Below are 14,189 nucleotides of genomic sequence, written 5' to 3' on the forward strand. Positions count from 1 at the left end.
GGGAAGCGTTTTGCTTTCGCATCAGGAGCCCGATCGCGCCGTGGAAGCGGCGGTTGCGCTACAGGCTGCCTTGTCCGCTCATCCCGGTCTGTCCTCGGCTGGGTTAGAGGAACAGAGCCCCGAGGATCAACAATTTTCCGAGCTGTTGTTACAGTCTTTCCCAAGCGTTGTGAGCCACAAGGACCGTCAGGATCTTGAGCAGTCGGAAGGCGAGGGAATTCTGGCCCGCGCGTTAGCTGGATTGACGATACCGGGCATGGCCTTGTCTTTTACAGACCCAGCGCGCGACCCGTTCAACCTGACCGGGCAGGCGTTGATCTCGGCTTTTGATCCAGCAATTCCGGACCAATTGATTGGTGGCGTGCCGGTTTTTCGATCTGCGGACGACGTCTACCACGTGCGGGTTCCGTTTCAGGCTGATGGTGTCAACGATCTGGCAAGTCAAAGCGATCTGGCCGCAGCAGTTCGAGCGGTCGTGGCTGAAACGCTGCAGGATCGGCCACTGATCCAAGCCCATTTTCTGGGGGGCGTTTTCTTCTCCGCCGATATCGCCAAAGCCTCGCGGGCCGAGGCCGAACGCCTGACGCTGCTGTCCGCCTTGTGGGTGCTGGTCGTGGTTGTCGTATCTATGCGCTCGATTCGATCCCTGATTGCAACGGCTTTGGTTCTTGGCGTCGGGTTACTTTGGGGCGGTGCCGCTGCCGCGCTGATCTGGGGCAGTGTGAACTCCGTCGCACTTGGCTTTGCCGGGGGTTTGCTGGGCGTGGTGGCAGATTATGTCTTTCACTATTTTCTGGCGCGACCTGGTAGCAACAAACGTGTGGCGTGCGCTACGCGCAAAGGCTTACTGTTCGGTGCCCTCAGTTCTATTGTAGGGTTCGCCAGTTTGTTTTTTACCTCGTTCGATCTGTTGGCACAGATCGCCGTGATTGCCTGTGCTGGCATCGCTGCGTCACTGACGACGATCCTGATCCTGCTTCCTGCAATTGGCTTGTTTCCGGTCCCGACAAATCAGCAACAGGCGTTGTTCAGCACAAAGTTACGGCGGCAGCACATCCGAGTGGCCGGTTTTCTGGCGCAACCGGTCGTCGGTTTGGCGCTGCTGGCCAGTGCTTTTCTGGTTCTCAAGCCACCATCCGATGATGTCCGAACGCTGGGTCATGCGCCTGGGGCGTTGCTGCGTGATGCCGAACTGGGGGCCGAACTGTTCCCCTCGGCTCAAATCAGCCGCTTTCTTGTGGTTAAGGCTGATGACAGCCAAAGATTGCTTGAACGGCTTGAAGACGTCGCACCGACCTTACGCCGTCTTCAGCAGCAAGGTCAGATTACCTCGGCGTTTCTGATCTCGGATCTAATTCCCAGCCTGGCTCAGCAGTCCGAGACCGCTGTGCTGGTGCAGAATGGATTGGCGCCACGCTGGGCGAAAGTTACAGGCCTGCCGTTTGTTGTATCCAAGCCGGTGCCGCTTACGATTGAAACCGTTCAGTCGATCGTGCCGCAGCATCGCGCCCTGCAGGTTGTGCACCAGACGCCGGACGGGCGTGTCTGGGTGGCCATCCCAATTGTCGGCGGCACAGCCGCAGCAGTTGCTGAATTGGCGCAGGGATTTGACGACGTGTATTTGATAGATCCGGTCGAGGGCGCGAACCGGGCTTTTGAAAAGTCCCGCAAGGGTGCTCAATTCGCTTTGTTGGTCGCGCTGGCTCTGCTTTGGGCGCTGTTTTGTATGCGCAATGGGGTGGCGCGCGGCACAAGGTTGGCGCTGGTTCCTGCAGTGGCGGTTGTGGCTGCCCCGGTTTTGGCCGCGCTGGTCGGTGTGCCATTGAACTTACTGACCGTGATGTCTTTGTTTCTGGTGCTGGCCATCGGTGCGGATTATGCGATCTTTCTTGGCGATTCAGACCTTGGGCCGCATCCCGAGACCTATCGCGCCGTGACCCTGTCCGCGCTGAGTTCGGTTGGTGCTTTCGCGATCCTTGGGACCAGCAACCTACCCGCCATCCACCAGATCGGCACCGTTTTATGCGCGGGCCTGACCGTTGCGTGGCTTATTTCACCATTTTCAACACATGTCATAGGAACAGATAAATGACGCAAAATTCGACAACCACCGGCGTTGCGATCATCGGAGCGGGACCTGCGGGTTCGCTGGCGGCCAAGCGGTTGGTTGACGCCGGGCACCGGGTAACGGTGGTCGAATCCGCTCGTCACCCGCGGTTTTCAATTGGTGAGAGTCTTCTGCCCTTTTCAATGATCCCACTGGAACGCGCAGGACTGCTGCCCGAGATTGAAGAGGCAGGATTTCAGATCAAGACCGGGGCACGGTTCGTGCGGGGCGCTCAGACAACTGACATTGACTTCCGTCAGAAATTCGAACCCGGCTGGGGGACTACATTTCAGGTACAGCGCGCCCGGTTTGACCAAATTCTGGCAGATGCGGCGGAGCGTGCGGGCGCGGAGATGTTCTATGACACGCAAGTGGTGGACGCCGATATCTCAGCACAGAATGCGTCGCTGACGCTGCGCAATGAGGATGGTCGAACAACGTGCCTCAATGCCGATTTTGTACTGGACGGTAGCGGGTTCGGGCGGGTTTTGCCCCGACTTTTGGGGCTTGAGACCCCGTCAGACTTGCCGTTCAGGGGGGCGTTGTTCACTCATATCGAGGATGGCATCACCGATCCGGATTTCGACCGCAGCAAGATCGTGATCACCGTGCATCCGCAGCACCCCGAAGTCTGGTACTGGCTGATCTGTTTCTCTGACGGGACCAGTTCGGTTGGCGTCGTGCTTGGGGCAGCGCACGACTTGGGGGAGGGCGGTGATGACCATACGGACCTGCTGTGGAAATGGGTCAACGATACCGATTTGGGACGCTTGCTAAAGGATGCACGCGCGGTTCGACCGACGGGGTGTATTCGGGGATATTCCAAGAATGTCAAATCCTTGCATGGCCCGCGATTCGCCTTGCTTGGCAATGCGGCCGAGTTTCTGGACCCGGTTTTCTCAAGCGGTGTAACAATTGCGCTGCATTCGGCCGACCTGGCCTGCGAGGTTCTGCTGCGGCAGCTCGAGGGTACTGAAGTGGATTGGGATCGCGATTTCGCGATCCCCTTGAAATCCGGTGTGGATGTTTTCCGAACCTTTGTGACCAGTTGGTACGATCAAAGCCTGCAAGAGGTGATCTTCAATCACCCGAGCGAGATCAACAATGTCACCCGGATGGTTACGTCGATTTTGGCTGGATACGCCTGGAATCGCGATAATCCTCTGGTCAAAAAACCGGCAAGCGGTTTGGCTGCGATCAGAAAGATGGTCGCCTGATGCGCCGGTTTTTGGCAGTTTTTTTTGCATCGGTTCTGGCAGCCTGTGCGGGTCCGGAGCCTGAAGCGCCGCAGGAAGCTCCAGTGTCCGTTCTACCGAACGAACCTCCGGTTGCATCAGAGCGGGCGCAGTCTGAGAGTGCACCGGTGATTACGCCGAACAAGTTGGTATGGCCAAAGCCGCCGCTGAAGCTTCAGCAAAAGCTGACGCTTGAGGTCGATGGGCGGACGCGGCAGGCGACGGCGTTTCTTAGCCTTTCGGGCGAGGTGATCGAAATGCAGCTGTTTGACCCACTTGGATTGCCAATGGGGTCGTTGAAATGGGTGAATGGTCAGGCTGCGCCGAACAGCGCTAAATTCCTGCCCGCACAGATATCGGACCGTCATATCCTGGATGACATTGTTCTGGCCTTTTGGCCGTCGGATGCTCTACTGCCCTTGATGCGGCGAGATCTGGATTTGAAGGTGGACAGCCATGACCGCATGGTCAGTGAAGGGTTGCAGCCACTGGTTACTGTCACCTATAGCGAACCGCCTGACTCGACTGAGCTGACGATCAATGACCAACAACACGGCTACACCCTAAAAATCTCTTCTGTAGAATTGTCATGACCGCACAACCGTACTTCCTAAACGATCTGGGAATCACCTGCGCATTGGGGCAGGGGAAGCAAGTCGTGGTGTCGGCGCTATTGGCCGGGGATCGATCCGGGATGCAAACAGATCCAGGTTACTTGCAGCGTGGAGAGACGGTTGTCGGCATTGTGCCGAACTTGCCCTCGTTGCCGAGATCGGACAAGTTCGCGACGCGCAGCAACCGCATCCTGTATAGTGCGTTGGTGCAAATCGAGGACTCGGTTGCCTGTGCGGCCCAACGCTATGGTCCAGAGCGTATCGGCGTGGTGATCGGTGCCACGACAAGCGGCATTGAAGAAGGCCGGTTGGCTCTGGCTACTGCCCATGCTGATGGTGCGTTTGCGTCCGATTTTCGTTTGGAAATGCAGGAACTGGGCAATCCGGCGGACTTCGTTTCCACGCTTTTCCAGCTTCAGGGTCTGTCTTTTACGGTGTCCAACGCTTGTTCATCAGGGGGCAACGCGCTGGCCAGCGGCGCGCGCTTTCTGGCGACCGGGCAGTGTGATGCGGTTATCGTTGGTGGGGTCGACGCGTTGACCAGTCTGACTCTGAACGGGTTTGATGCGTTGTCGTCGATTGCGCCTGGGCTGTCCAACCCGTTCTCGGTCAATCGCAACGGCATCAATATCGGAGAAGGTGCCGCAGTTTTTTTAATGACGCGCCAGCATTCTGACGTAGCGCTTTTGGGGTGGGGCGAGACCTCGGACGGGTATCACATGAACGCTCCGGACCCGTCAGGGCGGGGGGCGTTAGACGCCATGAAAAAGGCGATGGATATGGCCGGGTGCGATGCAGGTGATATCGCTTATGCCAATCTGCACGGAACCGGAACGAGAGCAAACGACGCGATGGAGTCGCTGGCTGTCGCTCAGGCGCTCGGGCATGACGTCCCGGTAAGTTCGACGAAGCCAATGACCGGTCACACGCTTGGGGCCGCTGGCGCTATTGAGGCCGGATTTTTATGGTTGTTGTTGTCTCGCTCTCTGTCGGATACAGAGCTGCCGCCGCACCTTTGGGATGGACAGTTGGGAATGGATTGCGAACCGTTGAACTTCGCCACATTTGGCGAAACTGGTCCCACTAAACATGTCGCCTCAGCGATGCTCAGTAACTCATTCGCTTTCGGAGGCAACAATTGCAGCCTTGTTCTGGGCAGGAGCTAACAGCCATGACCAATCCGACACCTGATTTACACGAGGATATCGTTCAGTTCATGCCGCACGACCGGCCGATGGCGCTGTTGGATCGGCTGGTCGAGGCCCAAAACGGGCGTCTCAAGGCTGAGGTTCGGATTGAGTCGGATTCAATGTTCTATCGGCCAGACGAAGGCGTGCCGAGCTATCTGTCGCTGGAATACATGGCCCAAGCGGTTGCGGCATTGGATGGTTTTTGGAAAGCGCAACGCGGCAGTGCGCCGTCCATCGGCTTTTTGCTGGGGACCCGCGCAATGCCCTTGTCCCGGCCCTTTTTTGATGTCGGAGAAGTGCTGACCGTGACCGTGGAAGAACGATTCAACGACGGGAACATGGCGTCGTTCGATGGACGTGTGGACAGTGGATCCGAGACTGTCGCCTCTGCCACACTTAATGTTTTCAGCCCGGACGGGTCCGAAGTGACGAAGGAGTCCGAAGATGCCTGAACGTATTCTGGTCACAGGCGCGAGCAAAGGTCTGGGGGCTGCGATAGCCCAAAAGCTGGCGGGCGACGGGTTCGAGATCGCGTTGCACTACGGGCGCGACCGCGCGGGCGCAGAAGCTCAGGCCGAGGCGATCCGTGGCCAGAGTGGCACGTGCAGCTTAGTCTCTTTCGACGTCTCCAATCGCGAGCAATGCCGGGACGTCATCGAACAGGATATCGTGCAGAACGGGGCCTATTACGGGGCAGTTCTGAATGCTGGAGTGACGAGAGACGGCGCTTTTCCCGCCCTGACCGGTGAGGACTGGGACGGTGTCGTCGATACCAACCTGAACGGGTTTTACAACGTTCTTCATCCTTTGTTGATGCCGATGATCCAGCGCCGTAAGCCCGGGCGAATTGTCACGATGACGTCGGTCTCGGGGATTATTGGCAACCGGGGGCAGACCAACTATGCAGCATCGAAGGCCGGATTGATTGGGGCGTCAAAGTCTCTGGCCATTGAACTGGCCAAGCGCAAAATCACTGTGAACTGCGTGGCACCGGGTGTCATCGAGACCGCCATGACCTCGGAACTGCCAAGCGACATGGTCAAAACCCTGGTTCCGATGCAGCGCGCCGGTCTGCCGGACGAGGTGGCAAATCTGGTGTCTTTCCTGTGTTCTGACGGTGCCTCCTACATCACCCGGCAGGTGATCGCCGTGGACGGAGGGCTGCAATGACGCGCAGGGTCGTCGTAACAGGCATGTCCGGCGTCACATCTCTGGGCGAGACATGGGGCGATATTCGGAATCGGATAGAACAGGGGCAGACCGGCATCCGCTACATGCAGGAATGGGATGACTGTCAGGATTTGAACACCCGGTTGGGTGGGCCGATCGACACGTTCGAACCGCGGGACCACTATAACCGCAAGGCGCTCAGAACAGCCGGAAGGGTGGCCGCGCTGTCGATGTATGCCTCTGAGAAAGCACTTGAGGTGGCAGGTCTGAAGGACGACCCAGAGCGCCTGCACACGGGGCGCGCCGGGGTTGCCTATGGCTCATCCTTCGGCAACGTTGATCCGATCATCGATTTTGCCCGCCTGCTGACAGATCGCACAGCGCGCAACTTGAACGCGGCAAGCTATGTACGCATGATGAGCCACACTTCAGCTGTCAATATCGGCATCCATCTGGGGCTGACTGGTCGGGTGCTGCCGACATCATCGGCGTGCACCTCGGGCAGTATGGGGATCGGGTTTGCCTATGAGGCGATCCGGGATGGGCAGCAGGACATCATGCTTGCCGGTGGGGCCGAGGAAATGAGCGTCGGCATGAGTGCCGTCTTTGATACGCTGTTCTCCACCAGCGCCATGAACGATCATCCGGGTCAGACGCCACGACCTTACGATAGCGCCCGTGACGGTCTGGTGATCGGTGAGGGAGCTGGAACTTTGGTCCTCGAAGAGCTTGAACACGCCACCGCGCGCGGTGCGCCCATTTTTGCAGAAATCGTTGGTTTTGGCACCAATTCGGACGGCAGCCATGCGACGCGACCGCAATCCGAAACGATGCAGACCGCCCTGCGATTGGCCTTGCAAGATGCAGGACTGGAACCGGAAAGCATCGGTTTCGTAAGTGGCCACGGAACCGCCACGGATGCCGGTGACATTGCTGAAATTCATGCGACCTCAGCCGTTTTTGACCGTGCTGTCCCCATGCACTCGCTCAAGGGGCATTTCGGACACTCGCTTGGGGCCTGTGGAGCCATCGAAGCATGGCTGTCAATTGAAATGATGAATGATAGCTGGTTCCCGGCGACGGCAAATCTCTCAGATCCTGATCCAAGATGCCTGGCGGTCAGCGCCGCGACCCCCGATTTTCTGATTGGCGCGGCGCGTGAGATCCGACCCCAATATGTGATGTCAAACAACTTTGCCTTTGGCGGGATCAACACGTCCCTTATTTTCAAGAAGGTCTGATCGGAACTCATGCAAGATGCACTCTCACCGATCCTGGTGACCGGAGGGGCGGGCTATGTTGGGGCCCATCTGGTCCGGCATCTTCGGTCCCGAAACTGTGACGTTGTGGTGGTGGACGACCTGTCCAACGGTCGGCGCCCACGCCTGCCTGATGACGTGCCGGTCTATGAAACCTGCATTGGCCGGGTAGACGAGATCACACGGATTCTTCGCAAGCATCGCTGCCGCACTGTGGTGCATCTGGCGGCATCGAAATCCGTCGCAGAATCGGTGCGCGATCCTCTGGTTCATTATCGAAACAACCTGTCGAACAGTGTTGCGCTGTTGGAGGCCTGCACGGCGGCAGATATTCGGCAGTTCCTGTTTGCGTCTTCGGCTGCCGTCTATGGCGACGTGCCCGGAGGGATCGTGACAGAGGACGCCAACCCTCTGCCGAAATCTCCCTATGGAATATCCAAGAAGATGTTCGAAGACGTGCTGCAGTCTTCGGTCGAACATTACGGGATGACTTACGCCATTTTGCGCCTGTTCAATGTGGCTGGCCGCGGCGCGTTCATGGCCCACGAAGACATTGCTGGAAGTGAGCCCAGCCTTCTGGACGCGTTGGCCGCGTGTCGGGTGCGGGCGGGAAATACCGACAAGATCGAATTCCAGATTCTGGGCAATGATTATGACACCGAAGATGGCACCTGCGAGCGCGACCTTATACATATTGACGACGTGACCGAGGCGTTCTGGCGCAGCCTCCTGCACATCGCTGAGACCGGTAAGAACCTCGTCGTCAACTGCGGCAGTGGGACGAGCCGGTCAGTGAAACAGATTGTGCACCGGTTTCGCGACAGGCATGCGCCGTCGATCACACCGGTCTACGCGCCCAGACGTAATGGTGACATCGCAAAGATCTGTGCAGACATCAGCGCATTCAAACATGCCACGGGATGGGAACCAGTCCACAGCGAGCTTGACAAGATTCTGGTTTCTATTTCCGAACCTTCGTAACGAGCCTATTCAACGCAAGAAGAGCCAGCTATCGCCATCCTCTGATGGGGACAACGGGTTCTGGTAATCTTATCGTTTCTCAAATCGAGAAATCGGGCTTTGCGCTTGCGCAGGGGCCGTTTCTTTTTTGTCGATGGGGGGAAACCTCAGCGCAGAAACTGACGCTCTCGCGACAAGATTTGGACCTAGGAGATGGCATAGTTGGTGCAATCGAAACCCGAAATGTTGTAATGGTATGAGGTGTTTCGGCGGCGCAAAGCGTGTTAACGGCGCCCCTCGCGGGAGCGGCACGCCGGGGAATATCGCTTTTTTTCTGATGGTTAGTGGCGGAGAGACAGGGATTCGAACCCTGGGTGGGCTTGCACCCACAACGGTTTTCGAGACCGTTTCTATAGGTGGTTCGGCGAGTTTGACTCCAATAAAATAAGGGGCAGGGCGACTTTCTCAAAAGCAAAATCGGCATAGTTCGCGGCATGGGTTGGCATAGTAACATGTCATAGTAAATTGGCAGGGTAACGTCGTCGTTTTAACGCCTTTCGGCCAGACGCCCGGAGGCCAACTGAGAGTGACACAAACATGGCATTCTGCGATGCTGAATGGGAACAGGTATGTCAAAGCAAAGCAAGTTTATCTCCAGGGTATTGCGCCATGAGCCGGAGGCTGCCGGACTTTCTTTACTGCCTGGGGGGTGGGTGCGCATTGAGGATCTGCTGCAGGGAATGAAACACGCCGGACATTGTTTGAGCGTGCAAGAGTTGCACCAACTGGTCGAAGAAAACGACAAACGACGGTTTTCGATTTCCAGTGATGGAACTCTCATTCGGGCGGCGCAGGGACATTCCGTTGATGTGGATCTGGGTCTCGAGGCTATTGAGCCGCCTGAAGCCTTATACCATGGCACAGCTCGGTCGAACCTGGAGAGTATTTTCAGTGAGGGTTTGAACTCAGGTCGCCGGCAACAGGTTCATCTATCTCCAGACTATGATGCAGCGAAAAGAGTGGGGCAAAGGCACGGGAAACCCACTGTTCTGCGGGTCGGATCCGGTGACATGCATCGAGCTGGCCATCTATTCTATCGAGCAGACAATGGCGTGTGGTTAACGGATATGGTCCCGGTTCAATTTTTAGGTTTTAACTAAGCTTTTGCTTCCTTTGAGCCACCGGTTGCCTCTGACCTGTGCTTCTCGTCAGCTATGGCCTCCGCACTCTCACGGCACCAGGAAGCAGATCTATTAGCTTTTTCTTGGAGCAATATTTCGATGCGATGCTCAAGCACTTTGGCTGGAACAAATTCATTTATAAGAGCGATCAGATCAGACCGGTTTAGTGCCATTAACTTGTTGTCCATACAGCTATGATACATCGCTGTGCTGGTTAAGGCCAAGCGAAGAAAACTCGACTGGCATGACTTCAATTGCATTGCCAAAGGACGGGTCACCCAAACATGATCAGCGGCTGGAAGCGCGAAGCGATCCCGAACCTTGTGCAGAACTGCCGCGTCATCCCGGGTATCGGCCGATTTGCCGGCATCAATGAAGTCTCCGAGACACCCGAGTTTGGCTCTTGGCCTTGCAGATTGCAGGCCGCGATGGCGTCTTGAACTTCGGCTCCACCGCGCCCTCGCGCAGGTACTTTCTGATGGTGTTGCGAGACAGGCCGGTGCGCCTTGAAATCTCGCGGATTGGCATTTTGTCACGCAATTCCCAGCGTCGGATAGCACTCAAAAATCTCATGTCGATCACTCCATATCTCCCCGACCGAATCCGTCAGGGCAATGTGTTCACATGGGTCAATTCTCAGTGAAAATTTAGCAGCCTACCGGGTCACTTCTCAGCGGAAATCAACAGCAATATCGACATAGAGCGCGGCTTGGGCTGACATAGATACTCGTAACAGTAATTGGCCGCTGAAATTGGCTTTGCTGGAGCCTGAGGTGTGCGGGGAAGATCCCGATTGCTGCAATGGCAGTTACTTGAGGCGGCGGAACAGAGGCAGCGATCAGACCAAGCCCGATCCCTAAAAGCTTACTTGCAGTCATGTCATTTCATCGGCTCCAAAGTTCGGAACACTATGACCAGCACTAATGACCTCATGAACTTCTCTGCGGGTAGGACTTGTCGTGAAAGCCAGCATCAGTTTGCAATTTAACCAGCCCGATCTGCAATTTTGACCATCAAAAATTTGCCACTGTTTTTGAGGCAGTGGCAAATTCAATGAATCCGGGAAGTTTCGCGGTTCAGCGCCTTGGCGCACGCGCTCCCCACAAAGCTGGCGTGTGCCAAGGCGCATTGGTCCGTCACGACCAACGCAAGTTTTTTTATTCGCTATAACGTAGTCTTGGCAAAACTGCTTTGGTCAACCCAGCTGCTTTCGGTTTGGGTGTCTTGGATGTTTAATCCTAAGTAAGGCAACATTCTGCGTTTGTTCAGTTGTTCGCGATTTTTTTGGTGACTTGAGCCCAGTTTGGAATACACGTAAGACGGGAATGAGGACAAGCTACGCTCTCGGGTTTTGGGCCTAAAAAGCGAGTGGGCGCCTATGTGGAAACGCGGATCTAATAGCGCCAAAGGATTCACTCTATGAAGACTATCGAAGAAAGCGGGTCGCAGACAATTACGACAGGTGAAGCGATCGAACTAAAAGAGCCCTGTCTGGTGCGTAACACAAGTGGGAGCTTTCTGGGGAGTCATCTTGAGGCACTTAGGTTTGTCGTCGAGAATGCAACTGAGATTTCGATCGCCGTGGCTTTTCTCAAGGGAAAGGGGCTCAAGAAGGTTATTCGTGCGTTCCGGGAACGCCTCGCTGCTGGTGCGAAACTCGAGATGTTCATAGGCCGTGACTTTTGGTTAACCGAACCTGAGGCGCTTAAAGAACTCCTCTACCTTTCCCAGCAATACTCTGCGCTCAAAGTATACTTGGTCAAAAACACTAAAGGATCGACTTTTCATCCCAAAGTCTATGTGGGCACAGGAGCGGCAGACGCACGGATTTTGCTTGGCTCGGCGAACCTCACAGGAGGAGCTTTGACTAAGAATGAAGAGATGTCATTGTGTTGGAAACTCGAGCTGAACGATCCGTTGCTCACACAGATAAACGATGTATTCACCTCGTATCGATCCGACGACATATCCGAAGAACTTGATGCAATCGTGCTTGAACAGTACCGTTCCAGGTATAAAATCGCGCTGGACACCCAGCGCCGGGTCGAGAAAGAGATTGATAGTGCTAACGCCTCTATGTTCGACTTAACGACGCTGTCTTCTCTCTTCAAGGAATTTCGCCAAGACCGTCTGGAGATGGAAGCGCTCGAGAAGAGGAGGCTCGACCGGCAACGCGCACTGCTGGTTCAGCAAGAAATCGCAAGTATGGCCGCGCAACGAAAACTATCACAATTTGATAGAAAGAAATTTCGATCGCTCTTCCGGAATCTTGTAACTTCTGGCGATGGGCATAGTCACCTCTGGCATTCTGGTGACATTCATAGACGCGGGCAGGCCGTGCTTACCCAGCCGTCAAAAGCCATAAAATTGTTTGCGATGGCGGAGAAGGCCGCGAAACTCCCGGTCAAAGAAGGGTATGCAAAAATGCGGGAACCTGCCTCCACTACACAGGGTGTGGGGATCAATATGGTTTCAGAGATGCTATGCACGTTTGCGCCAAAGCAATTTGCCGTGTTTAACGGCAATACTGCGGCTGCATTGCGCGCAATTGGTGCCAACCCACCAAGGTCGATAAGTCTTTTCTCACCGGATGCATATGGTCGGGTTTGCGAAGTAATAGAAGCGGTGCGCCGACGCACCGGAGGAGAAGACCTGTCGGATGTGGACGCGTTTCTGAACTGGGTCTATCAAAACAAAATTAAAACCGTAACCAATCGGTGAGATGTTTTCGCGAGCCTTAGAAATCCATTTTTCAAGCGCCACGCGCGCATTAGGGTTTCAGCGCGGTCGCAAAGGATTCAGTGATTGCATTGGTTAATTGAATTCCGGATGGCTTTCTGCAACACCATAGTAATCTCCGAAAAGACGTTGCTAACACATACACTTAACAAAATTGAGTTGACGCCAGCGGACAATGCCGCTGCCGCATTAGGGACCCCATGTATCTGGCATCACTTACGATTAACAATTTTCGCCGCATAATATCTGCAACTATAGAATTCGAGCCAGGGCTGAAGCTTTGCTTCAGAGTTTATCAAACACCGATCCAAACCGAGGAGCGAACAATCGCTCATATGTTTTTAGCAAGTAGGCGTCGGTCATGCCTGCTACAAAGTCACATATCACCCTCAGGCCATCGCCTTCTGCTTCATACTTTTTGAACGTGTCTGTCGGTAGCAAGCGCTTTGGGTCGGATTGAAGGGCTTCAAAAACGGAAACGACCATGCTTTGCCCCTTGAACTCCAAATGCTGGACGCTTGGGTTTTTGATAACCTCAGAAAAGACCAGTTTTTTCAGAGATTTCAAGAATTGAGCTTGGGGTGAGGCCAACTTTGCACGGAATTTAAGGAGTGGCTCGTCAAATTGGCTGTACTCATCATATTCGATTGCCGTGATGAAGTGGTGAACCAAGCGACTTATATAGCGTTTTCGGGTGTTGGTGGCGCCGAATAGGCCATCAAGCATCCGGCCATAGACATCGTTCTCGCTTTCCCCTGGATACTTTTCTTTCAGAGCGTTGAGGAAGGATGAACACTTATCTTCTGGGATATATTCCTGAAACTGCGTTGCAGAGATCAATTTCAGAGCAACGGCATCTTCAAAATCGTGCACTCCATAAGCAATGTCGTCCGCGACGTCCATGATGCTACAATCCAGGGACTTATGCATTGAAGCATTATGCTTACCATCTTCTTTCTCAAGTGACTGGAAATGGTCACGGTCTGAGCCAGAAAGCGGCTCGAGGATCCAAGCTACTACATCATTCTCGGTATTCAGGTAACACTTAGGGGGCGTGGAAGCCCTGTCATCAATTATCTTGAGCGTCGAAGGAGATTCTTGCAGTCTTGGTTGAAGCGTGGAGTTTTCGGCTTCTGAGAAGCTGACGGGATACTTCAGTATTCCGAGAAGCGAACGCCTTGACAGGTTTGCGCCTGCATCTGCGGAGAAATTCTCAAGGCGAGATAGGATCCGGAGAGTCTGCCCGTTTCCCTCGAACCCCCCAACCCTTTCTTTGTCAGCAGTTCGCATGCAGTAGTTCAGTGCGATTTCACCGCCATGGCCGAAAGGGGGATGCCCCAAATCATGGGAACATCCTATCGCTTGAATAGTGCTTCGGTCAGGTAAGTACTTTGTAGCGTCATGTTTAGGACTCGACTTAGCCAATTGCTTGACCAGACCTGAGCCGATTTGTGCGACTTCAAGAGAATGGGTCAATCTGGTTCGGTAAAAGTCACTGTCTCCCAGGTTCAGAATCTGTGTCTTCCCTTGCAACCTACGAAATGATGCAGAGTGAATTACCCGGGCATAATCAATGTCGCCCTCATCTCGCGCATCCTCTTGTTGAGCATCCCACGGCTCTCTTCGATCTAACCAAGTCATGCTAATTGCTCATCCTTGTAGTAATTGATTTTATGGCGAAATAACTTGTCTATCGCCGAGATTGCCGCGCGCTCGGATAGTGGAAGGTTAGTA

Annotated in this window: 11 protein-coding genes and 1 pseudogene; 10 read left to right on the top strand and 2 right to left on the bottom strand. The window is 54.8% G+C overall.

Features of this window, described 5'->3' with window-relative positions:
• The first annotated feature begins 40 nt into the window (after positions 1–40).
• The 9 genes from ACOQFT_RS21825 to ACOQFT_RS21865 all read left to right on the top strand — a co-directional run bounded on the left by ACOQFT_RS21825 (position 41) and on the right by ACOQFT_RS21865 (position 9,695).
• On the top strand, positions 41–2,092 hold the full coding sequence (locus tag ACOQFT_RS21825; protein WP_421599929.1) for a hypothetical protein: 2,052 nt from the start codon (positions 41–43) through the stop codon (positions 2,090–2,092).
• Positions 2,089–3,324: an NAD(P)/FAD-dependent oxidoreductase gene (locus ACOQFT_RS21830; protein ID WP_421599930.1), complete on the top strand. Its 1,236-nt coding sequence runs from the start codon at positions 2,089–2,091 to the stop codon at positions 3,322–3,324. The genes ACOQFT_RS21825 and ACOQFT_RS21830 overlap by 4 nt, the downstream gene beginning before the upstream one ends.
• Positions 3,325–3,470: 146 nt before the next feature.
• On the top strand, positions 3,471–3,935 hold the full coding sequence (locus ACOQFT_RS21835) for a DUF3261 domain-containing protein (RefSeq protein WP_421599931.1): 465 nt from the start codon (positions 3,471–3,473) through the stop codon (positions 3,933–3,935).
• Positions 3,932–5,122: a beta-ketoacyl-ACP synthase gene (locus ACOQFT_RS21840; RefSeq protein WP_421599932.1), complete on the top strand. Its 1,191-nt coding sequence runs from the start codon at positions 3,932–3,934 to the stop codon at positions 5,120–5,122. The genes ACOQFT_RS21835 and ACOQFT_RS21840 overlap by 4 nt, the downstream gene beginning before the upstream one ends.
• A 5-nt stretch (positions 5,123–5,127) precedes the next feature.
• Complete coding sequence (locus tag ACOQFT_RS21845) at positions 5,128–5,598, top strand: hypothetical protein (RefSeq protein ID WP_421599933.1); 471 nt, start codon at positions 5,128–5,130, stop codon at positions 5,596–5,598.
• Positions 5,591–6,316, top strand: a complete 726-nt coding sequence (locus ACOQFT_RS21850; RefSeq protein WP_421599934.1) for a 3-ketoacyl-ACP reductase FabG2 — start codon at positions 5,591–5,593, stop codon at positions 6,314–6,316. The genes ACOQFT_RS21845 and ACOQFT_RS21850 overlap by 8 nt, the downstream gene beginning before the upstream one ends.
• Positions 6,313–7,557, top strand: a complete 1,245-nt coding sequence (locus ACOQFT_RS21855; RefSeq protein WP_421599935.1) for a beta-ketoacyl-ACP synthase — start codon at positions 6,313–6,315, stop codon at positions 7,555–7,557. Before ACOQFT_RS21850 ends, ACOQFT_RS21855 begins: the two co-directional genes overlap by 4 nt.
• Before the next feature lie 9 nt (positions 7,558–7,566).
• Positions 7,567–8,556, top strand: a complete 990-nt coding sequence (galE, locus tag ACOQFT_RS21860) for a UDP-glucose 4-epimerase GalE (protein WP_421599936.1) — start codon at positions 7,567–7,569, stop codon at positions 8,554–8,556.
• 608 nt (positions 8,557–9,164) lie between these two features.
• Positions 9,165–9,695: an RNA 2'-phosphotransferase gene (locus tag ACOQFT_RS21865; protein ID WP_421599937.1), complete on the top strand. Its 531-nt coding sequence runs from the start codon at positions 9,165–9,167 to the stop codon at positions 9,693–9,695.
• A 393-nt stretch (positions 9,696–10,088) separates the two neighbouring features.
• Here ACOQFT_RS21865 and ACOQFT_RS21870 read toward each other — a convergent pair.
• Positions 10,089–10,289: pseudogene (locus tag ACOQFT_RS21870) on the bottom strand (MerR family transcriptional regulator); the annotation flags it as partial.
• Between the two features lie 846 nt (positions 10,290–11,135).
• On the opposite strand from ACOQFT_RS21870, the gene ACOQFT_RS21875 reads away from it, so the two are divergent.
• Complete coding sequence (locus ACOQFT_RS21875) at positions 11,136–12,437, top strand: phospholipase D-like domain-containing protein (RefSeq protein ID WP_421599938.1); 1,302 nt, start codon at positions 11,136–11,138, stop codon at positions 12,435–12,437.
• 303 nt (positions 12,438–12,740) lie between these two features.
• Here ACOQFT_RS21875 and ACOQFT_RS21880 read toward each other — a convergent pair whose 3' ends face one another.
• Positions 12,741–14,096: an anti-phage deoxyguanosine triphosphatase gene (locus tag ACOQFT_RS21880; protein WP_421599939.1), complete on the bottom strand. Its 1,356-nt coding sequence runs from the start codon at positions 14,094–14,096 to the stop codon at positions 12,741–12,743.
• Positions 14,097–14,189 lie beyond the last annotated feature (93 nt).

The sequence above is a fragment of the Ruegeria sp. MALMAid1280 genome (genome assembly GCF_049195285.1).
Classification (GTDB): domain Bacteria; phylum Pseudomonadota; class Alphaproteobacteria; order Rhodobacterales; family Rhodobacteraceae; genus Ruegeria.